Source organism: Alphaproteobacteria bacterium, from assembly GCA_020638555.1.
GTDB lineage: Bacteria > Pseudomonadota > Alphaproteobacteria > Bin95 > Bin95 > JACKII01.
In genome coordinates this window covers 200,798-219,984 of sequence record JACKII010000005.1, presented here as the reverse complement: position 1 = coordinate 219,984, position 19,187 = coordinate 200,798, and the positions used below count along the sequence as shown (strand labels likewise).

Here is a 19,187-nt window from a genome sequence, read left to right as displayed (position 1 = left end):
GCCTGGTGATCATCGCACTGGCCACGGGCGTGGTGTCGTGGGGGGCGATGAGGGTCGAGGACCGGGGCGACCAACGGGCGTTGGCCAGCCGGATGGAGCAGTTGCACCGCGGCACGGCGATGATGGCGCGGCTGTTCGCCGAGACGGCGTCGCGGGTCGCCGCGGCGACGGGAACGGGCGACAACCGCCGGGTCATCGATACCGGGCGCGCGGCGCTGCTGGTGGCGCGGCTGGGCGAACCGGCGGTTCGGGTGCGGCTGTTCGATTACAATGGGCGCCTGGTCGCCGATTCGGAATTGCGCGACGAACCGCCACCGGCGGCCGAAGACCTGACGCCGCTGCAACAGGCCTATGAGGATTTCGCCCGTTGGTTGCGGGCCGGGACCGGTCTGACCGACGCATCCGGCGTGCCGTTGATCATCCACCTTCCGGAGGCACGGGAAGCGTTGCAGGGAACGGCGGGCGAGCGGGTCGAGCCGGGCGAGGATGGCCGCACCCTGTTGAGCGTCGCCGCGCCGGTGCTGGACGCATCGCGGGTCATGGGCGCGCTGGTGGTCAGCACGGTCGTACGGCCCGACCCGGCGGCCCGATGGCGGCCGGCGGAACGGATCGGGTTGGCCGCGGTCCTGGCCCTGTCGGTGCTGGTGCTGGGAGGCTTCCTGCTGACGTGGCCGCTCGAGCGCGGCGTGCGTCTGCTGGCCGCGTCGGCCGAGCGCGCCCTGCGCCGGGGGGCGGTCGCGGTCGCCTCCGAGGCGGGGCCCGGCCGGGTGTTGGAGCCGCTCTCCGGGGTGATCAATCGCCTGTCGGGCCGCCTCCAGGCCCAGATCGAGGAGGCGGAACTCTATGCGCGCGAAGTGGCGCACGAGGTTAAGAATCCGCTGTCGTCGCTGCGCAGTGCCGTGGAAACCGCGGCGCACATTTCCGATCCGCACCAGCACAAGCGCCTGATGGAAGTGATCGTTCAGGACGTGGCGCGGCTGGACCGGCTGATCTCCACCATCACCGACCTGAGCCAGGTCGATGCGGAACTGGCGGCGATCCCGGATGACGAGGTGGACCTGGAAGCCATGCTGGATGCGCTGGTGGAAATCGAGAACGCCGCCAGCGCGCAGGAATGGGACCCGACCTTCGTGCTGTTGAGCGGCGGCGGGCCGTTCCGGGTTCGGGGTGCGGAGGCCCGGCTGGCACAGGTGTTCCGCAATCTGATGAGCAATGCCCGCTCGTTCAGCCCGCCAGGGGGAACCATCCGGATGACGGCGACGCGCAAGGGCGCGGTCATCACCCTGACCTGCGACGACGACGGGCCCGGCCTCTCCCCCGGCAAGGAAGAGGCGATCTTCCAGCGCTTCTATTCCGACCGGCCGGATCATCAGCCCTACGCCGGCCATTCCGGCCTGGGGCTGAGCCTGTGCCGCCAGATCGTGCGCGCGCATGGCGGCACGATCTGGGCCGAGAACCGGCTGGATCCGATCGGCCAGGTGATCGGTGCCCGCTTTACCGTCGTACTGCCGTCGGCGTAATTCCGTACGGTTTTGCCCGATTTTCGCGCGTGCCATGGCCTTTTCGCCCGAAATGGGCGATATACGGGGCAAGTCGGCGTCGGAACCGCCCGACACCATGCGGGGAACGGGCCATGCAGGAGCGATCCACGGAGCGACAGGGCGGCCGGCAGCGGCGTTTGGTGCTGCTCACCGGGCTGTCCGGTGCGGGAAAGACGACGGCCTTGAAAGCGTTCGAGGACATCGGCTTCGACGCCATCGACAATCTGCCCTTCCGCCTGCTCGCCCCCCTGCTGCACGACGATCCGCCGGCGCGGCTTGCCATCGGCGTCGATGCGCGCACGCGTGGCTTCGATCCGGCCGAGTTGCTGGCGCTGCGGCGCCGGCTGGTGGATGCCGACGGCTGGGATGTGGCGCTGGTCTATCTGGATTGCGACGACGACACGATGTTGCGCCGCTTCACGGAAACGCGGCGACGCCATCCGCTCTCGGACCTGGGCGGCGCCCGCGACGGCGTTGCGCGCGAGCGGGAATTGCTGGCGCCGCTGCGCAGCGAGGCCGACCGGGTGCTGGACACCTCGCTGATGACCGCACGCGAGTTGAAGCGCTGGGTGGCCGGCGGCTTCGAGTCGGAGGGGCCGAGCGGCCTGGCGGTGCAGGTGGTGTCGTTCTCGTTCCGGCAAGGGTTGCCGCGCGAGGCGGACCTGGTGTTCGACGTGCGTTTCCTCGCCAACCCGCACTATCAGCCGGACCTGCGGCCCCTGACCGGCCGCGATGCCCCGGTGGCGGACTATATCCGCACCGACCCCGGATTGCAGACGTTTCTGGACCTGTTGCAGGGCCTGACCGAGTTCGCGCTGCCGCGCTACGAGCAGGAGGGCAAGAGCTATCTGACCCTGGCGATCGGGTGCACCGGCGGCCGCCACCGCTCGGTGTTCGTGGCCGAGCAACTGGCGGCGATGCTGCAACGCCAGGGCTGGACGGCCAGCGTCCGGCACCGGGAATTGGGGATCGGCTGACCGGCGCATATATCCCAGCCGCATGGGCCGCAGAGAACCGCCGGAGATCCCTCCGGTCAGACAGTGTTTCAGGGTTTGCGATGAAGACGAGGACTGCCGCAGCGGCGAAGGGTGGCGGGCCCAGGCGATGGTTGGGGGCAATGGATGCCTGGGCCCACCGCTGCATCGCCCCAAATGTGGGCGTCGCAGTCAAACTCTGGAATACAAATAAGGCGTCCGGGTCCATCTGCCAAGGGCAATTCGTCGGGATGGCACCAAAATGCAATTTCCGGACTTATGGCGGTTCGGCGGCACCGCTTTACCGTTGTGGCGGCAGCAACACGCCGGGATTCATGATCCCCGCCGGATCGACCGCACCCTTGGCCCCCGCCAGCGCGCCGGCGAACACCGGCGAGCGTTGTTGCGTATACCAGGGCATGTGGTCGCGGCCGACGGCGTGGTGGTGGGTGATGGTGCCCCGGTGCCGGATGATCGCGTCGGAGGCTGCGGTCTTGACCGCGTCGTATTGCGCGCGCATCCGGCCGCGCCGGCCCTGGCCGATGAAGGTGAAATAGGGCGCGGGGCCGTCCGGATAGACATGGGTGAAGCGGCAGGCGACCGCCGCACCCTTGCCCGTCTCCCGCTCCACCGCCTCGCGCGTCGCGTCGTGGACGGCGGTGTAGAAGCTCTCGAACCGGTCCCAGGTGGTCGCGGTCTCGAACGTTTCCTTGATGATGCCGCGCGCGGTCAGCATTTCGCGCAGATAGCCGCCCTTGATGAAGGCCTCGCGCCAGCGCCCGGCGGCCCCGGCGCGCGGGTCGTCCTGGGCCGACAGGCTTTCGTCCGGCAGAAAGCCCTTGTGGTCGAGCGCGCATTCCAGGGCCCGGGCCATCCAGGCGTCCATCGGATGATCCGCGCTCTCGAAGCCCAGAATCAGCACGGCGGTGGAGCCGTCGCCGGTGCCGGAATAGCGGCATTCGTTGTGGTCCAGCAGGCGCACATTCGCGGGATAGAGGCCGGCCTGGCTGATGGCGCGCACCGCCCGCACGCCGTCCCAGTAGTCACGGAAATGCACGGCCGCGTTGTTGCGGAAGGTCGGCCGCTTTACCAGCTTCATCCACGCCTCGGTGATGATGCCGAGCGCGCCTTCGGAGCCGAGGAACAGCCGGTCCTGGCTCGGCCCGGCGCCGGAGCCGGGCAGGCGGAAGCTGTCATGGGTGCCGGCCGGCGTCACCGCGCGGATGCTTTCCGTCTGGTCGTCGATATGGGTCCAGCCGGTGGCGAAATGGCCGCCGCCCCTGGTCGCCAGCCAGCCGCCGAGGGTCGAGAACTCGAAACTCTGCGGATAATAGCGCATGGTGAGGCCGTGCGGCTTCAGCTGGGCTTCCAGATGCGGGCCATAGACCCCGGCCTGGATGCGGGCGGCGAGCGAGACGGGGTCGACCTCCAGCACCCGGTCCATGCGCGCCATGTCGATGGAGACCGTGGCCTTGTAGGCGTCGCCCACGTCCGGATGCACGCCGCCGACGACGCTGGAGCCGCCGCCGAACGGGATGGCCGCGGCGTCTGAGCGGGCGCACCAGTCGAGCAGGTCGGCCACGTCCTGCTCGTTGCGGGGAAAGGCGACCACGTCCGGCGCGCCGCGGAAGTCGCCGGCCATGCGCCGCACCTGCTCGTGGAAGCTCTGGCCGTAGGTGTGGACCAGCCGCTCCCAATGGTCGTGGGTGCAGACGTCTTGCAGCGAGTCCGGAATGGCGAGGCGCGGCGGGGCGAGCGCGATGGCCTCGGCCTTGGGGAAGGGATCGGCGGTGAAACCGTCGACGCCGAAGGCCTCGGCGAATTCCGCCTCGAACGGCACCATGTCGGCATCGGTGTAGCCCTGGCCGACATGGCCCCAACCCCAGAATTTGCGGCGCGGCTTGGTCATGGGTGGCGTCCTCCTCCGTCGGGGCGATGGCTGGCCCCTGGGAACAGTTTGCCGGCGCGGGCGGCGCTGCGCAATCGCCCCCGACCGGGCCGGGCGCCCGGTCGGAAGCCCGGGGGTCAGAACGCCAGGGTGATGCCGCCGACCGCTGCGAACCCGGACGAATCCCGGCCGCCGGTACCGGCATCGTAGTCGACATAGTAGACGGACGCCTGCGCGCTGACGCCGGGGCCGAGGTCGTAATGCCCGCCCAGTTCGACCGAGACCTGGTCCGCGTCGTCCCCGCCGCCGGTGGCGTCGGCCGTGCCGTATATCAGCGCCAGCGACACGCCGGTGGGGCCGCTGGCGTAAAAGACGCTGCCGCCGGCCACAGTACGCTCCTCGAAGCCGACGGTCGGCTCGTTTTCGTAGGAAACGGCGAAGGAGGCCCCGAACGGGCCATAGCCCAATTCCAGGCCGCTGGCGACGATATAGGCGCCCTGGCCGCTGGTGCCGTTCGTATCGCCGAAGACTTCCGTGCCCAGCGACGCGGCCACGCTCAGGTCGCCGAAAGTGTGTTCGTAGTTGACCGCGGCCTGTACGATCTGCTCGGCGGTCGTGCCGTCGTTCTTGGCCTCGGTCGGGAAGGCATCGTCGTCCTCGACGCCTTCCGGGGCGTAGCTGACGCCGAACTGGAAGCCCGCGACGCGCGGCGAGAGATAGCGGACCTTGTTGGCGTCGTCGTCGCGGAAGAAGAACGTGGCCGTGGTGAACAATTCCGCGCTGACGCCCAGGATCCAGTTGCCGGCTTCGCCATCGTCGAGGCCGATGCCCTGGGAGGCGACGCCATAGTGCATGGCATAGGCCGCCCCGTCCTCGCTGCCCAGCAGGAGTTCGCCGAAATCGCCGCGCAGGAACAGAAAGGCCTCGTCGATCTGGTCGTCGCTGGTCTCCGCTTCGAGCTGCACCTGCACGCCGACCTTGAGACCGTTGTCCAGGTTGGTGTGGGCGATGAAGTGGATTTCGGCGTCGGCCTGGGTATCGAAGCCGCTGACATCCTCGCCGCCGCCGGCGTCGGTCGAGGCATAGCCGATCCATTGGGTCATGAAGCCGCCCAGGGTCATGTCGAAGCCTCCGGCCGCCGCGGCGCCGGGCCAGGCCAGGGCGGCGGCGATCAGGGCGGCGCCGATCAGGGCCGCGTCGGTGCGGGGCGGCATGGCCGGCCGTGTCCTGTTTGGAAACGCAAAAAGGGTGCGGCGCGGCGCGCGTGCGCCGGCCGTCGGCGAGTGGGGCGGCATGGCCGATGTCTCCATTCGTCGGGTGGGAGGGGAGCGAACCGCAAGGCCTTGCGGTCGCGGCCACAATAAGCGAATGAGAGTCATTCGCAATACAAAAACCCACAAACCCCATTCAACGGCAGATGATCCGGCCGGGTCCGATCAGGTGGGAGGGATCAGGTGGGAGCGGCGTCGGCCGGCACCAGCGTGCCCTCGTTCAGGTAGAACGGGAACACGATATTGCTGCGATTGTTGGTGGCCCGCACCGTGTAGACGATCGTGATGTCCAGCCGTCCGCCCAGGGAATCCCGCACCGTCACGGTCACCGCGTCCAGGCGGATGCGCGGCTCGAAGAACAGGATGGCCTGGCGGATCTCGTCCTGGAGGTTCGCTTCCAGGTTGGCGTCCATGATATCGAACACATAGCGGTAGATGCCGCAGCCATAGTCCGGCTGCATCACCCGCTCGCCCGGCCGGGTGCGCAGCAGGATGGTCAGGCTCTGGCGGATGTCCTCCTCGGCGGAGACCATCATGGCGGCGCCGTCGGCGCCGGCAAAGGCGGGCGGAAACGCCCAGCCGGTGCCGAGGAAGGCCGCGTCGGGACCGGGACGTCGCACGGTTCGGGCCTCCTCAGTTGATCATGACCACGCCGCCCTCGATCGTGGTCGAGGCGCTGCCGCTCAGTTTGGCGGTGGCGTTGCCGGTGGCGGAGAAGGCGGTGTCGGCACTGGCCGAGACGTTCAGGCCCTTGATGTCGACATTCATGGTCGCGGTCATGCTGATATTGCCCTGGGCCTTGAGGGTGATGTCCTTCGGGCTGTCGATCAGCACGCCGCTGGTGGAAAGCTCGATCTTGTTGCCGGTTTCGTCCTGGACGGTGATGGTCTTGGACGAGTCGTCATAAATCATCCGGTTGTCGGCCGGGGTGGTGATGGTGATTTTCTTGTTTTCCTCGTCGAACTCGACCTTCATTTTCTCGCGCGTCACCACCGCCTTGGTGTTGTTCTGGTCTTCCATGTCGTAGGGCGGCTTCAGCTTCGGATTGTAGACGCTGCCCAGCACCACCGCCTGGGCCGGGTCGTCGTTCAGGAAGCCCACCACCACCTCGTCGTCGATTTCCGGCAGCCAGAAGCCGCCGAACTGGTTCGAGGCGTAAAAGCCCGCCAGCCGCGCCCACACCGCCGGCTGGTCGTCGCCCAGCAGCGGCAGCTTCACCTCGATCCGGTAGAGATTGTCCGGGTCTTCCTGGAGTTTCTGCACCTTGCCGATCTGCAACCCCTGCATCGGCGCCACCAGGCCGGCGGCGTCCGGGTTGGCGATGCTGTGGCGCTCGGCATGGGTGTCCGGGTCGATGCCGGTCTCGACCGTGGTGGTCCAGCTGCCGGCGCGGATGCGCTGGCGGACGGCGCCGATATAGCCGGTGCCGCTGAACCGGTCGCCCAGATTGGCCAGTTCGATGGTCTCGCCCAGCACCGCCTTGGCCGAGCCCGGAAAGGTCAGGCTCGCCCGGTTCGCCGCCAGCGCGGCCCGCAACTGCCGCGCCTTGGCCCAGGGCGAGAGGCTGTCGCCCAGCACGGCCGCGGTCTGCAACAGCGCCGGTTCGCCGCCAAACGCGTCGGCGAGCGTGCCGGGCGCCAGATTGCCGGGGCCGGCCTGGCTCTGGCCGAGTGCGGCCGCGATCTCGGAGCGGACCGCCTGGCTGTCCACGTCCCAGGTCGACGCCTGGGCCTGCGCGCGCTGCGGCCGCGCATCCACCTGCCCGTCGAAGCGGATCAGGTCGGTGCCATAGGTCACCACCAGCGTCGCCGACTGTGTCGCGTCCGGCGCGGTCACGGTCAGGCCGTCATTGGTCGGCACCACCACCAGGCCGTTTGCCTCCGCGCGCGCCAGCAGGAAATCCCAGTCGGTGGCGTCGAACTGCACCAGCCTGGTGAATTCCGGCGCGGTGCTGTCCACGGTTGCCGACAGCCCGGCATCCTGGACCAGCTTGGCGATGACGGCGCTGTCCTTCGCCTTCTCGGTCACGGTATTGCTGCGGGCCAGGGTCATTTTCACCGCTTCGTGCAGGCACTCCACCTCCAGTTCCGCATCGTTTTCGCCGCTGATGGCGAGCCGCTGGGCCACCACCACGCCCTTGAACAGCGTCTTCGGCGCATCGGTGCCATAGCCCGCGGCGATCTCCACCTTGGTGCCGGGGGCGAATTTGGCGTCCGTCAGCGGAAACCCGCTGAAGCCGGGATCGCCATCGGCATAGGCAAAGCGGGCGCGGCTGAGGCGGTTCACCGCGAATTCGATGTCGACCCGCAGCAGGTTCTCGCCGTCGATGGCGGTGCCGTCGGCCTTCACCGTCACGGAGACGACGCCTTCGGTGGTTTCCAGCGGAGAGGTGGCCATGCCCGATCCTGGCTCAGGTCAGCGGGGGGAAATGCAGCACGGTGTTCGGTTGCAGCGACCGGAAATCGGTCAGGCCGTTGAACCGCGCCACCATCGGATAGTGCGAGCCATCGCGATAGATGCGCTCGCAGAGCAGCGGCAGGGTATCGCCGTCGCGCACGATCACCGCATGGGTCATGTCCGGCGAGTTGTCGCCCTTTTCCTTTTGCGCCTCGGCATTGCTGGTATAGCGCACGAATTTCAGCTTCAGCTTGGCCCGCAGCGGCTCGCCCGTGGGCTTGAACAGGGTGTAGCTGAGGTTCAACTCCCGCGTACGGCCGTGGAAATTGTCGAAATTCTCCGCCCAGTTCAGCTTGACCACGTTCGGTTCGTGATAGTCGCCCTTGTAGGTGTAGCAGACCGATTTCAACTGCTCGATCAGGGTCGCGACCGGGGTCGGCTCCGGTGGCGGGCTGCCGGGCGGGGCGGGCGTGGCCGGCGGCACCACGCCGGTGGAGTCCAGCACCAGCGCGAACGACACCGACTCCGGCACATAGCGCGCGTATTTCTTGTTCTGGCTGTTGCCGTTGATCGGGATGTCCGGATCCTGGTCGCTGCCATAGTCGATGCCGAAGGCCCGCTCCAGCTCGGCCGGGTTGATCAGCGCGGTGAAGGTATCGGCCGCGCCCGTCTTCGGCGTTACGGCGCCGCTCTTGGAGAGGGTGCAGGCCTGGATGGTGAGCTTGGTCAGCCCGGCCATGGCTCAGCGCTCCCGCTGCCGGCGGAGCGCCTCGGCAATGCGGCGGTCGCACTCGGCCATCATTTCCCGTCGCAGCGCCCGCAGCGCCTGGGCAAGACGGGCCTCGTCGCCCCGCGGCTCGGCCCTGCTGCCGTCGGGCTCCAGCTCGCAATGTATGGTCAGGTTGCGGATTTCGACCGCCACTTAGAACATCCTCTTGATTTCGGTATAGGCCAGCTCGATCCGTTCGAGCGCCACTTCGTTCTTGGTCGAATTGAACGCCTCCACCGTCCACGCCACCGGATAGGCGTTGGCGATGTTCCAGAACCGATCCGGCCCGCCGGCGGCGTTCAACAGCGACACCTGCACGGTCTTCGGCTGGATCGCCTTGGCGAAGCCGCCTTCCAGCACGCTTTTGCACCAGGTCACCAGCGGCGAGCCGATGACCGTGACGCCGCGTTTCAGCACCAGGTTCGGGTGGCTGATTCCCTTGGGCAAATGGTGCTTGAAATTGTTCTCCCCGCCTTCACCGACCTCCTCGACGTCGATCTTGGACGCCAGCCCGTCCACCTCCTGAAACGCGGTGTCGGACTTGTTCGTGTCCAGGATGGTGACCTTGAAATGGAAGGCGGGCAGGGGATAGGGGTTGAGGGCCATAGGCGCAGTCACCCAATGCTCGGCAACGGACGAGCCCCGGGCATGGCCCGGGGCTCGGGGATGGCCGGCTAGCCGTTGGCGATGGTCAGGCCTTCGTGGGCGATCTCGATGGTCTCGACCGCGACCTCGTTGCCGTCCGACTTCAGATCGGTTCCGGTGATCTTGGTCGGGAAGGCGTTGGTCAGCGTCCAGACCATGGTCGGCGAGCCGGACTCGTCCAAGAGGCTGATCGTGATCGGGATGCGCTTGATCGTGTTCATCTTGATCTGGTTGAACCAGTCCCAGAACTTGTTGTCGGACTTGAACACGCCCTTCTTCATGGTGATGTTCGAGTATTTCTTGATGCCCGGCATTTTCACCGTGCTGAACACCGGATTGTCGCCGGCGCGATACTCGATCGGTTGGGCCTCCACGTCGAGGCCCGAAACCTCCTGGAAACTCATGACGTTGCTGTCCCATTTCACCTGGAAGTGAAACTTGGGAATGGGCCAGATGCTGGTGCTTTGGGCGGAACCGTCGTCGGCCATGGGGGTGTCTCCTTAGGTCGTGCGGATAGGTCGGCGCGGCGCCCTACGAGCGCTGCTGCTGTTGCTGGAAGGTGATCTCGATGAACTCGGCGGGCCGCGTCGGCGCCAGCAGGACGGTGACGCGCAGAATGCCCTCCAGAATGTCGTTCGCCGTCATGGTCTCGCCCAGGCCCACATGCACGCTGAACGCATCCTCCGGCACGGCGCCAGCCAGGCCGCCGGCCTTCCAGATGCCGGTCAGGAAGTTGGCGATCATGGCCTTGATCGTGATCCAGGTGTTGGCGGTGTTCGGCTCGAACACATAGGCCTTGGCCGCCAGCCGCACCGATTCCTCGATCATGATCATGGTGCGGCGCACGTTGATATAGCGCCAGTCCAGGCTGTTGCCGTCGAGCGTGCGCGCGCCCCAGACCAGCACGCCCTCGCCGATGAAGGGGCGGATCGCGTTGATCGACTTGCCCATGGGCGTGACGTTCAGGTCCTCCTGTTCGGCATTGGAGATGTTGACGGTCGGCGAGACCACCGAGGCCAGGCTGACATTCGCCGGCGCCTTCCAGACGCCGCGGGTGGCATCCACCATGGTGTAGATGCCGACCATGGCCGCCGCCGGCGGGATCAGGTTCAGCTTGCCGGCAATATGCCCGGTCAGTTCGCGATAGAGCAGGCTCTGGGTCTGGAGCATTTTCTCCAGCATGGCCTTGTCGTCGGGCTTGCCGGTCCAGTCGTCGGTGATGGAGGCGATCGCCTTCTCCAACTGCTGCTGCGCCGGCGTCAGGCTGCTGGCCGCCGGGGCGGCTGCACCGCCGGCGCTCGCGTTGCCTTCGGCCGCGGTTTCACCCTCCGCCGGGGTGTCGCCCCCCGCCGAGGCGCCGCCTCCCGCCGGGGTGTCGCCCCCCGCCGAGGCGCCGCCTCCCGCCGGAGCATTGCCGCCATCGGAGGCCGCGGGCAGGCCCAGTTCCGCCCGCAACAGGGTCTGCAAGGCCGTCTTGCCGTCGTCGTCGAACTGGCTGAACGAGATGTCGCGGGTCTGGTAGATGGTGGTGTTGACCCAGGGGTAATAGGCGCAGCCATAGTTCAGGAAGTTGATGCCCAGCTTGTCGCGGAAGGCGTCGACCATGTCGCCGGCCGGGTCCTGCCGGTCGCGCCAGCCGTCCCAGACGTCGAGCACGGCAAACCGGTTCATCATCTTGCCGCAATGCGCCAGCATCGCCTGCTGCACGCTGATGCAGTCCTGATGCGAGAGGCGCACCGCCTCCGGCACCACCACCAGCGTCGGCTCCTGCTCTTTCTCCAGCGCGATCAGCGGCTTGGTCATCTTCGAGGCGTCGAAGTCGTCGCCATAGCCGCCGATCGAGACGATGTAGCAGGGGCCGCCGCCGTTCTGGAAGAACAGGCTCATGGCCGCCGACATCAGATACGGGGTCGAGGTCTGCGGCAGCCAGTAGTCGGTCCCGCCCAGGCTGATATCCGCCGGGTCCTGCACCGGGGTCACCGCATAGATGTCGTCCCGCGCTTCCGGCTGTTTCGTGGTCAGCCCGAACTGCGCCGGCGGCGGCGCGCCGAAATAGGTGATGAACTCCGCCATGGAGGAAATCCGCCAGGGCACGTTGCGCAGCGAGCGATTGCCGTTCACCGCCTTTTCCGTGTGGCCGATGAACACCGGCACCGCCGTCGCGACTTCGACGATGGAATTGGGGAAGGCGTCCTTCTCGACGATATAGACGCCGGGGGTCTTCATCACGGCCATGGCTAGGGGTTCCTCTGGCTGTTAGACATGAACGAATATCTCCGCCTGCATCGCCCCGTCCGGCTGGCCGGGGATGGGGCGAAACCGGTTGCCGGCGCCGGGCAGGCGGCGGATCAGCACCCGCTCGGCGACGCTGCCCTGTTCGCGCAGCTGAAAACGGTAGGGCGGCCGCTCCGCCAGCGCGAGCGGGTCGGCGGAACGGAAGGTCTGCGCCGGCGCCCGGCCGGGCAGGGGCGTCTCGTCCACCGCCTCGAACCGCAATTCGCCCGCGGCGTCGACGACGCTGAGCGGCCCGCGATCCGCCGCGCCCTGCACCAGATAGGTCCAGAACACCTTGCGGCTCGCCAGCCGGACGACGGTCTCCAGTGGCGGAGGCGTATCGCCCTCCGGCGGCGACGTATCGCCCTCCGGCGGGGCGAGGCGCACTTCCAGCAACGGTCGGCGCCCGGGCACGGCCGGGTGGGGACCGGCGTCGGCTTCGGGGTCGGCCAGATCGGCGGCGTTCACACAGTCGCCGGCGTGCAGCCGCCAGCGGCCGTCGTCCTCGCGCACCCCGGCGTCGGTGGAGAGCACCGCCATTTGCGGCCCGTCGCTCAGGAACGCCTCGCTGGCGGCGGGCAGGTCCGGGTCGGTCGGCCAGACCAGGAAGCGGAAGGGGGCGGCGTCCGCGGGCGGCAGGTCGGCCGCGTCCACGGCAATCGTGAGCCGGCCGCCCTGGCCGCGCCAGGCATACCAGCGGGCGGCGAGGCGCCGCGCCGTCGCCGCGTCCGGCACGAAGCGCACGCCGGTCGCGACGCCCTCGGCATAGAAGGCGTGCTCCAGCGTGAGCGTGACCAGCGGGCGGAAGCGCATCAGGATGCCCCCCTTCCGCCGACCCTGGCCAGCGCCACCTCCGGCGCCGTTATCGGCTCGGCCACGTCGTCCAGCGCCTCGGGCGCGATCGAGACCGTGCGCATGGAATAGAGCACCGAGGGCAGGTAGCGGCCGCCGAACACGCCCCAGAGATGGCTGAGTTCCTGGGTGGGCAGGTTCTGGATTTCCAGCACGACCCGGTCCAGCCCCGCGTCCATTTCCGGCGCGTTCTGATGCGTGAAGACGGCGTTGGCCTGGAGGAAGCGCACGGCCGTCGCCACATGCTTCAGCGCCTGGAGATAATTGCCGTCGGTGTAGCCGGCCGCCAGCATCACCAGCATGTTGAGCCGCAGCGGCTCGCGGTGGATGGCGAAGCGGTCGCCGGGCATCATGGGCGGCGGCGGCACGCGCGAGACGGTCTCTTTCTCGATATTGACGATGAACAGCGCCAGCTTGTCGTCGATCAGCTTGCTCGGCGAACCGTCGGTGTCGACCGCATTGGTGACCACCACCAGATCCTCGTCCGACCGCAGCCGCACCCGCAAATGCTGGTTCAATCGGCTGGCGATGAGTTCGAGGGCGCGATCAATCATGGCGTGTGGTTCTGCCCCTGATGCCGTTCCGCTGACGGTCCGGGCCGGGGCGACAAGCCACTGTCACTGGCTGTTCGGTCATCCATACCGCGTCGTCCGATCCCTGGGCCGTTGGATCAACGGGTTGAGCGTTGCGAACAGCTTATGGGTTTTGCGGTTGGGTGCAAGGCCGATTCCTGTACAACCATGAGAACAGGTGCATTTTCCCCGCGGCCACGGCGGACCGCGCGGGCTTGGGCCTTGGGGTGTCGGCAAAAGAAAAGGCGCCCGCCCCCGTTGGGGGACCGGCGCCCGATCCGACCGGGGCGGAGCCCCGGCAACCAGAGTGGCTTGCGGCTCAGTTGAGCCGGCGCGGCAGTTCCGCAATCGCGGCATCGACGGCGGCCTGACCGGACGCGCCGGCCATGTCCTCCGCCAACACGCGGCGGCTGGCCTCGATGGCGATGTCGACTGCCTTGGCGCGAACCTCGCGCAGGGCTTCGGCTTCCGCCTGGCCGATCTTTTCCAGCGCCTGCTCGCGGCGACGGGCAATGGCGGCTTGCAGCGCAGTTTCCGCTTCCCGCTCGATGCGGCCGGCCTGTTCCTGGGCCTCTTCGATCATGGCCGCAGCGGTGGCCGTGGCTTCCTGCTGCTTCTTGGCGATGTCGGCATACATGGCCTCCGCCTCTTCGCGCAGGCGGCGGGCTTCGTCCAGCTGGTTGCGGATCGCATCGGTCCGCTTGTCCAGCACGGCGAGGATCGCGGCGCGACCCTTCCACCACACCAGGGCGAGGAAGATGAGCAGCGCAGCGGCGACGACGAGTTCGGGGGTCATCGGCGGGCCTCCATGCTGGCGTCAACGGCGGATTCGATCCGCGCGGCATCGACCGAGCCACCGGACAGGCGACCGCTGGCAGCCGTCGCGACCTCGACCGCAACCGTGCGGATATCGGCGAGCGCGGCATCCTTTTCGGCGGCGATGCGCTTCTCGGCCTCGGTGGCCTGCGCGGCCAGTTCCTGGCCGACCTGCTCCAGCGCCGCGGCCTGCTGCTGGGCCATGCGGGCCTGGGCCGAGGCCAGTTCCGCCTGGGCTTCGGCGCGGGCGGATGCGAGATTCGCCTCATAGGCGGCGCGCATCTCTTCCAGCTCGTCCCGGCGGCGTTGCGCCAGTTCCAGGTCGCCCTGGATGCGGGCGTCGCGTTCGGCCAGCAGGCTGGCGACGCCGGGGACCACCCGCGATTTCAGCAGGCGGTAAAACAGATAAAACACGATCACCAACCAGAAAATCTGGCTGGCAAACCATGTTGGTTCAAACTGGGGCATTGTTCGGCTCCAAGGGAGCTAGGCGATCCGCCGACCGGAGTGCGCCGCGCCGACGGGGGACTGGGATCGTCCCCGCCGGCGCACCGCCGCTCGAACGAGTTGTCGGGCCTGGCCGCGGTCGGGTGGAACCCCGCACCCCGCGACCCCTGGCCCGGCAACCGGTCTTAGGCGAACAGCGCGATCAGCGCGACGATGAGGGCGAACAGCGCGATGGCTTCGGTAACGGCGAAGCCGATCCAGATGTTCGCGCCGATCTCGTCCTTCGAGGCCGGGTTGCGCGCAATCGCCGAGATGTAGGACGACCAGACATTGCCCACACCGATACCGGCACCGATCATGCCGATCGCAGCCAGGCCAGCGCCAATCAGTTTCGCGGCATCCGCTTCCATGTCGAAAACTCCTCTAAGCGTACTCGTTCGAGCGGGTTACAAGGGATCAAGGTTGGGAACACCGGCCAGCCGGTCAGGGCCGCCTAGTGCAGGTGAATTGCGTCGTGCAGGTAGATGCAGGTGAGAATGGTGAACACATAGGCCTGCAACGCCGCAACCAGAAACTCCAGCGCGGTAATCGGCACCAGCAGGGCCAGCGGCAGCACGCCGGCTGCGCCCATCAGCACCGCAAACCCGCCCAGCACCTTCAGCAGGGTGTGGCCCACCACCATGTTGGCGAACAGACGCACCGACAGGCTGACCGGACGGGAGAGATAGGACACCAGTTCGATCGGCACCAGGATGACCGCGGTCCAGCCGGGCGCGCCTTCGGGGAAGAACAGCCGCAGGAAATGCGTGCCGTGGCGCACGATGCCGATGACGGTGACGGCAATGAAGATCACCGCCGCCATGAAGAAGGTCACCGCCAGATGGCTGGTGAAGGTGAACGAGCCGGGGATCAGGCCCAGCACGTTGCCGAACAGCACGAACAGGAACAGGGTGAAGATCAGCGGGAAGTATTTCTTGCCCTCGTCGCCGACATTGTCGCGCAGCATGTTGGCGACGATGCCATACAGCATTTCCGCGATTACCTGCATCCGGCCCGGCACCAGCTGCGCATTGCGCATGCCCATCCACATGATGCCGAAGGCTACTGCCGACGCGATCACCATCCACAGCGAGGAATTGGTGAAGGACAGGTTCAAGCCCGCGATATGGATGTCCAGGATCGGCCAGATCTGGAACTGGTGCAGCGGATCGATCACCTTTTCGGCGTGTTGCAGAGCGGCGTCCACAGCGTGTGACGCTGCGTTCTGAGCCTGGTCGGCGTGTCCGGTCGATGCCACGGTCGTTTACCCGTTTCGTGTCGTCTACTGGTCGTCTTTAACGCGATCCGGTTCGGCACCGGCCTGTTTTGCTTCCCGGCGCTTGCGATCCATCTCGCGCGCCGTCCGCATCACATTGACCAAAGCCGCACCGAACCCCAGCATGCAGAACAGAATCAGCAGCCAGGGCTTTGTGCCCAGCCATCCGTCCAGCATCAGACCGATCGCGACCCCGACGGCCACTGCCGCCAGAATCTCGACCGCGATGCGAAAACCGACGGCCGCGCCCGACATCGAAGCAACGCTCCGCTTCGGCCGGATCTGCGACTCCTGTTGCGCGCGCGCGGCGGCAAGGCGTTTGTCGAAATCGTCCGAAGGCCTGGGATCGCTCATTGCGGGTTGGCTGCCTGGTTCGCTTTGTCAGCGCCTTGAACTGTCCGCCCGCAACATCGCATCCCGAGAGCGGCCGCCCCGGTGCAAGGCGGGCGGAACATAGGCGGGTCTGGGGAGAAGGGTCAATGCACCCTGCGCAGCCTTGCGCTTACTTGCCACAGTTCGGCTAGGGGCCGAACGGAGCGGGAGGAATCCGGGCTCCGCTCCCGCCGGCGACGCGGGCCGGGGGAAGGGCCGGCGGAAGCCGGCGGAACGCCCGCCTATTGCAGGGCGGACGCGGGCTTGTCGGCGACGACGGACCAGTTGGCGTTGGCCTTGGCGATGTTGCCGGGAACATCCTGCAACCAGCGGTCCCGAACCGCCTGGTTGAAATTGAGATAAAGCTGGCCGTCGACGACGCGGAAGGCGGTGGGGTCGGTGTCCACCTTTTTGGCGAACACCATGGCCATGGCGCAATAGCCGCCGAAGGCCGGCGTGTAGCGGGCCGGGTCGGCGGCGAAGGCGTCGCGGTTGCCCGCGCTGGCAAAGCGGTAGGTGGCGCCGTCATGGGTGGCCGTGAAGGCCGCCTTGCCCGGCACGGCCGCGCCCTCGGTCTGATAGGCGACCGGGTCATAGCCCTTCAGCGCCAGACCGTCCGGGCCCAGATTCTGGCGCACATCGCCGGCAAGCGCGCTGCCGGTCCAGGCAACGACCAGCAACAGGGCGAGGGTATGGAAGAGAGGGCGCATGGCGGGGCTCCTTAGGCGTCTGCGTTTTCCGCACCATAGCCGGAATGCCCGACCGCCGCCGTTCACACTCCGGCCGTACCGGGTCAATTGCCGGTGAGCGGGCGGTGAGGTGAGTGGGCGGTGAGGTGAGTGGGTGGGGAGGTGAGCGGGTGGGGAGGTGAGCGGGGGCTATTCCGCCGCCCGCAAGGGCAATTGCATCTGGCGCAGCGAATCCGCCTGGCGCAGGTCGACCGAGACCAGCCGCGACACGCCCCTTTCCTCCATGGTCACGCCGAACAACCGGTCCATGCGGGCCATGGTCAGCCGGTGATGGGTGATGCAGAGGAAGCGGGTGCCGGCCTCGTCGGCGATTTCCTCGATCAGGCGGCAGAGCCGGTCGACATTGGCGTCGTCCAGCGGCGCGTCGACCTCGTCCAGCACGCAGATCGGCGCCGGGTTGGTGAGGAAGGCGGCGAATAGCAGCGCCACCGCCGTCAGCGCCCGCTCGCCGCCGGAAAGCGCGGTCAGCGCCTGCGGTTTCTTGCCGGGCGGGCAGGCGAACACTTCCAGCCCCGCCTCCAGCGGGTCGTCGTCGCCCACCAGCCGCAACTGCGCCTCGCCGCCGCCGAAGAGGCGGGTAAAGAGCCGGCCGAAATGGCCGTTGACGCTCTCGAATGCCGCCAGCAGCTTTTCCCGCGCATTGCGGTTCAGGTCGCCAATGCCGCGGCGCAGCTTGGCGATGGCGGCGGTCAGGTCGTCCCGCTCGGCGGTGAGGGTGGCCAGTTGGTCGTCGAGGGCGGTGATCTCCTCGTCCGCCAGCAGGTTGACGGTGCCGAGCCCCTCCCGCTCCCGTTGCAGGCGGGCGAGCCGCTGTTCCAGATCGCCTTCCGCGGCGCCCTGCGGCGGCGGCGGCAAGTGCTGGGGCGAGAGCGCCAGCCGCTCGCGGATGCGCTCGGTCAGATGGGTCGTGGCCTGCTGGCTCTGCTCGTGCGCGGCGCCGGCGCGGATGCGGGATTCGCGCGCCTGGCTTGCCGCGGATTCGGCCGCTTTCAGCCCGCGGTCGCGCTCGGCCAGCGCGGCCTCGGCGGCGGCGAGACGGTCGGCGGCGACCCGGCGCTCGGCCTCCGCGTCGATCAGCCGGTCGGCCAGCGCTTCCAGGTCGGCGGCGAGCGTCGCCGGCTTGTCCGCCAGTTCCACGGCGCGGGCCTGTTCCGTGGCCAGGCGCGCGCGCAGGGCAGCGCCGTGTTCGTCGCTGGCCCGGCGCTGCCAGCCAGCGCGGTCGCGGGCGATGGCCTCCAGGCGCTGGCGGCGGCGCGCCGGCGGCGCGGCTGTGGCGGTCGTGCTCCTCGCGTGCCGCGAGCCAGGCGTCCCAGGCGGTGGTGACCGCGGCGCGGGCGCTTGCCTGCGCGGCCTGGGCCGCGGCGGGGTCGGCGAGGCTTGCCAGCACGTCCGTCGCTTCGCCCAGGCGCTGCTGCCAGTCCGCCTGCTCGCCCGCGAGCCGTTCCACCGTCTCGCTGCAGCACCTGCACCCGCGAGGCGCCGACCGCGGCCGCCTGGGAGAGGCGGCTGGCCTGCTGGTCCGCGCGGGCGAGTTCGCCCTCGGCGGCGCGCAGCTCCTCGCGCGCGGCGTTGCGGGCCGCCAGCGCCTGCTCGCGCCCGGCCTTGGCCTTGGCCGCAGCGGCGGTCGCCTCGGCCAGCGCCGTGTCGGCGGCTTTCAGTTCGCGCTCCAGCGCGGCCAGGCGGTTGCGCTGTTCCAGGCGTTGCGCCGCGGCCGTGGGCGCGCCGGGCAGGGCGGTGTAGCCGTCCCAGCGCCAGAGGCCGCCATAGCGCGTCACCAGCCGCTGGCCGGGCCTGAGCGTCGGCGCCATGGCGGCGGCGGTGAGCGGGTCGGGCGCGATGCCGATCTGGCTCAGGCGGGGGTGGAGCGCATCCGGCGCCCGCACATGGCGGCCGAGGCCGTCGCAATCGGCGGGCAGCGGCTGGTCCGGCTCGTCGAGGCCGCCGCGCCAGTGCAGCGGTTTGGCGGTGTCGAGGTCGGCGGCGATGTCGTCGCCCAGCGCCGCGGCCAGGGCCTGCTCATAGCCCGGCTCCACCTGCAACAGGTCCAGCAGCGGCGCCTTCACGCCGGCCAGGATCTTGCGCAGCGTGTCCGCCTCGGTCTTGCATTGCAGCCGGCGGCGCTCGGCGGCCTGGCGTTGTTCGCCGGCCCGGGCCGCCGCCTTTTCCGCCTCCGCCTCCGCCTCGCGGGCCCGGGTCTGGGCCTCCTGCAGCGCGTTGCGCTTGCGCCGGCCCGCGTGCGCGGTCGTCGTGGCCGCGGCGATGGCGTCCTCGGACGGCAGGTCCCGGGCGGCGGCGGCATGGTCGC

20 protein-coding genes are annotated in these 19,187 nt (G+C 68.5%); 2 read left to right on the top strand and 18 right to left on the bottom strand.

Annotation, left to right across the window (positions count from 1 at the left end):
- Positions 1–5 precede the first annotated feature (5 nt).
- Positions 6–1,520 (top strand): histidine kinase, encoded by a 1,515-nt coding sequence (locus H6844_17340; protein MCB9931170.1) that lies wholly within the window; start codon positions 6–8, stop codon positions 1,518–1,520.
- 113 nt (positions 1,521–1,633) lie between these two features.
- On the top strand, positions 1,634–2,518 hold the full coding sequence (gene rapZ / locus H6844_17335) for an RNase adapter RapZ (GenBank protein ID MCB9931169.1): 885 nt from the start codon (positions 1,634–1,636) through the stop codon (positions 2,516–2,518).
- 298 nt (positions 2,519–2,816) lie between these two features.
- On the opposite strand, the gene H6844_17330 is transcribed toward rapZ, so the two are convergent.
- From H6844_17330 to H6844_17245, 18 genes are all read right to left on the bottom strand, one after another.
- Positions 2,817–4,424 (bottom strand): FAD-binding oxidoreductase, encoded by a 1,608-nt coding sequence (locus tag H6844_17330; protein MCB9931168.1) that lies wholly within the window; start codon positions 4,422–4,424, stop codon positions 2,817–2,819.
- Between the two features lie 116 nt (positions 4,425–4,540).
- Entirely contained in the window at positions 4,541–5,617 is a 1,077-nt protein-coding gene (locus tag H6844_17325) for a porin (protein ID MCB9931167.1), read from the bottom strand.
- Positions 5,618–5,853: 236 nt separating this feature from the next.
- Positions 5,854–6,210 (bottom strand): GPW/gp25 family protein, encoded by a 357-nt coding sequence (locus H6844_17320; GenBank protein ID MCB9931166.1) that lies wholly within the window; start codon positions 6,208–6,210, stop codon positions 5,854–5,856.
- A gap of 97 nt (positions 6,211–6,307) precedes the next feature.
- Positions 6,308–8,071: a Rhs element Vgr protein gene (locus H6844_17315; protein ID MCB9931165.1), complete on the bottom strand. Its 1,764-nt coding sequence runs from the start codon at positions 8,069–8,071 to the stop codon at positions 6,308–6,310.
- Positions 8,072–8,084: 13 nt separating this feature from the next.
- Positions 8,085–8,810: a peptidoglycan-binding protein gene (locus H6844_17310; protein MCB9931164.1), complete on the bottom strand. Its 726-nt coding sequence runs from the start codon at positions 8,808–8,810 to the stop codon at positions 8,085–8,087.
- Between the two features lie 3 nt (positions 8,811–8,813).
- Complete coding sequence (locus tag H6844_17305; protein ID MCB9931163.1) at positions 8,814–8,993, bottom strand: hypothetical protein; 180 nt, start codon at positions 8,991–8,993, stop codon at positions 8,814–8,816.
- Positions 8,994–9,446, bottom strand: coding sequence for a phage tail protein (locus tag H6844_17300; GenBank protein ID MCB9931162.1), 453 nt, complete (start codon positions 9,444–9,446; stop codon positions 8,994–8,996).
- Positions 9,447–9,514: 68 nt separating this feature from the next.
- Positions 9,515–9,973 (bottom strand): phage tail protein, encoded by a 459-nt coding sequence (locus tag H6844_17295; GenBank protein MCB9931161.1) that lies wholly within the window; start codon positions 9,971–9,973, stop codon positions 9,515–9,517.
- Positions 9,974–10,016: 43 nt separating this feature from the next.
- Complete coding sequence (locus H6844_17290) at positions 10,017–11,720, bottom strand: phage tail sheath family protein (GenBank protein ID MCB9931160.1); 1,704 nt, start codon at positions 11,718–11,720, stop codon at positions 10,017–10,019.
- Between the two features lie 21 nt (positions 11,721–11,741).
- The gene (locus H6844_17285) at positions 11,742–12,572 is read right to left on the bottom strand and encodes a hypothetical protein (GenBank protein MCB9931159.1); all 831 of its coding nucleotides are present in this window, start codon (positions 12,570–12,572) and stop codon (positions 11,742–11,744) included.
- On the bottom strand, positions 12,572–13,165 hold the full coding sequence (locus tag H6844_17280; protein ID MCB9931158.1) for a DUF4255 domain-containing protein: 594 nt from the start codon (positions 13,163–13,165) through the stop codon (positions 12,572–12,574). The genes H6844_17285 and H6844_17280 overlap by 1 nt, the downstream gene beginning before the upstream one ends.
- 337 nt (positions 13,166–13,502) lie before the next feature.
- Positions 13,503–13,979: a F0F1 ATP synthase subunit B gene (locus H6844_17275; GenBank protein MCB9931157.1), complete on the bottom strand. Its 477-nt coding sequence runs from the start codon at positions 13,977–13,979 to the stop codon at positions 13,503–13,505.
- The gene (locus tag H6844_17270; GenBank protein ID MCB9931156.1) at positions 13,976–14,467 is read right to left on the bottom strand and encodes a F0F1 ATP synthase subunit B'; all 492 of its coding nucleotides are present in this window, start codon (positions 14,465–14,467) and stop codon (positions 13,976–13,978) included. The genes H6844_17275 and H6844_17270 overlap by 4 nt, the downstream gene beginning before the upstream one ends.
- A 164-nt stretch (positions 14,468–14,631) precedes the next feature.
- Positions 14,632–14,856: a F0F1 ATP synthase subunit C gene (locus tag H6844_17265; protein ID MCB9931155.1), complete on the bottom strand. Its 225-nt coding sequence runs from the start codon at positions 14,854–14,856 to the stop codon at positions 14,632–14,634.
- Between the two features lie 83 nt (positions 14,857–14,939).
- The gene (locus H6844_17260; protein ID MCB9931154.1) at positions 14,940–15,662 is read right to left on the bottom strand and encodes a F0F1 ATP synthase subunit A; all 723 of its coding nucleotides are present in this window, start codon (positions 15,660–15,662) and stop codon (positions 14,940–14,942) included.
- A gap of 105 nt (positions 15,663–15,767) precedes the next feature.
- Complete coding sequence (locus H6844_17255) at positions 15,768–16,115, bottom strand: AtpZ/AtpI family protein (GenBank protein MCB9931153.1); 348 nt, start codon at positions 16,113–16,115, stop codon at positions 15,768–15,770.
- Between the two features lie 260 nt (positions 16,116–16,375).
- Positions 16,376–16,843 carry a YHS domain-containing protein gene (locus tag H6844_17250; GenBank protein MCB9931152.1) on the bottom strand — a complete coding sequence of 156 codons (468 nt, stop codon included), beginning with the start codon at positions 16,841–16,843 and terminating at the stop codon, positions 16,376–16,378.
- Between the two features lie 168 nt (positions 16,844–17,011).
- Positions 17,012–18,787, bottom strand: a complete 1,776-nt coding sequence (locus H6844_17245; GenBank protein ID MCB9931151.1) for a hypothetical protein — start codon at positions 18,785–18,787, stop codon at positions 17,012–17,014.
- Positions 18,788–19,187 lie beyond the last annotated feature (400 nt).